This window comes from Nitratidesulfovibrio liaohensis (assembly GCF_011682075.1).
Lineage (GTDB): Bacteria > Desulfobacterota > Desulfovibrionia > Desulfovibrionales > Desulfovibrionaceae > Cupidesulfovibrio > Cupidesulfovibrio liaohensis.
Map to the genome: position 1 here is coordinate 1 of NZ_VSMK01000603.1, position 1,158 is coordinate 1,158.

Consider the following 1,158-nt stretch of genomic DNA (forward strand, 5'->3'; position numbering starts at 1 on the left):
GTCCGGGGCCGCCGGGTTGGCGTCCAGCACCAGCACGCTGGCCGGGCCGCTGTCCAGCAGCGATGCCAGCTTGCGGCGCCCCACGCCCCCCGCGCCCACCACCAGGCAGGCGCGGCCATGCAGGTCGAGAAGCAGGGGATAATAGCGCATTGGGATCGTATACACGAGGGGCAGGCAAAGTAAAACCGGTCCGGAGCGTGATGGGCGGAAGGATGGCACGCGAGGGATGGAAGGGCGGCATGGGGGGGACGGACGCGGGAAGGGCAACGGTTGGCAACTGTGATTGACGCCGTGGATTTCACGGGGTGATGCGCCGGGCCTGTGGCCTGTCCACGAAACAGGCAGGCCCCGCCGCGTCAGGCGTCGTTCGCATTGTCCGGTATTGCGCGGCCCGCCTTGCCGCCGCGCCGCACTTGGGCTAGTCTGCCGACAACGGTTGATGCGGGCAATTCCCGCAACGACGCCAGCACCTTGCGCATCCCATTACCCGGCAGGCACCCGCATGGCCAAACACCTCGTCATCCAGCTGGCCCGCTTCGGCGATCTCGTGCAGACCAAGCGTCTGGTACTGTCGTTGCTGAACGGGGAGGGGACCGACGGTGGCGGCACGCACGGCGCGGGGCAGGGCCCGGGGGAGGCGGTTGCTCCCGCCCCCGAGGAGCATCTGCCTGAAGAGCATCTGCCCGAGGTGCATCTGGCGGTGGACGCCACGCTGGCGGAACTGGCCCGGCTGGTCTACCCCGGCGTCACCGTGCACGGCGTGCGCGCCCATGGCGGTGTCCCGCAGACGGACGTGCTGGCGCACAACGCCCGCGCCTTCGCGGCCCTGGCGGCGGAAGGCTTCGATACCGTCTACAACCTGAACAATTCCGGGCTGAACATGGCCCTTGCCGCGCTGTTTCCGCCCGACATTGTGCGCGGCTACCGCAGCCTGAACGGTCAACCCCTGCGCGACCGCTGGATGCGCATGGCCTTTCGCTGGGTGGCCCACCGCCGCCTGTCCCCCGTGAACCTCGTGGACTTCTGGGCGGCGCTTGCGCCCCGGCCCATTGCCCCGGCGCGGGTAAACCCCATCGCCCTGCGGGGTGGGCGGGGCATCGGCGTGGTGCTGGCCGGGCGCATGTCGCGCCGGTCGCTGCCGCCCGATGCGCTGGCGGC

Annotated in this window: 1 protein-coding gene and 1 pseudogene; one reads left to right on the top strand and one right to left on the bottom strand. The window is 70.4% G+C overall.

Annotation, left to right across the window (positions count from 1 at the left end; genetic code table 11):
• The coding region (locus FVW27_RS16575; RefSeq protein WP_279586647.1) for an NAD(P)-dependent oxidoreductase at positions 1–150 on the bottom strand (150 nt) is incomplete at its 3' end.
• 352 nt (positions 151–502) lie between these two features.
• Here FVW27_RS16575 and FVW27_RS16580 point away from each other — a divergent pair.
• Positions 503–1,158 (top strand): annotated as a pseudogene (locus FVW27_RS16580) (glycosyltransferase family 9 protein); the annotation flags it as partial.